At 54.4% G+C, this 318-nt stretch carries 1 protein-coding gene; it reads left to right on the top strand.

What is annotated here, in order from left to right; all coding sequences use genetic code 11:
• Positions 1–80: 80 nt before the first annotated feature.
• Positions 81–318: hypothetical protein (locus AC1RPW_RS08300; protein ID WP_481769490.1), on the top strand; the 238-nt coding region annotated here is incomplete at its 3' end.

Here is a 318-nt window from a genome sequence, read left to right as displayed (position 1 = left end):
GAAAAAGGTGTACCCAAAATGTAGATCGCGAGAATCCATCCTGAATCTCGCTCTTGAAAATCTGTATAGGAGAAATTTCGGTGCAAGCTGAAACCACGCAGCAACCTGTTATTGCCGCCCACCTGCGTAATGGGCAGACGGTTATCGCCCGCTACAAAGGCGAAAACGAAACGCATCTCGGGCTCGACAAGCCGTACATTCTGGAGACGTTTCCGGGTGCGGGTCCCGGCGGTCAAACTGGTGTGATGCTGACGCCCTACCTTGGCCACCACAAGGTGTTCGCTCCGCTCGAAGAGTTCGCGATGCCCCACGATATGG

The sequence above is a fragment of the Dellaglioa sp. CoH-55-MRSF-8 genome (genome assembly GCF_056782195.1).
This window is presented reverse-complemented; position numbering and strand designations above follow the sequence as displayed.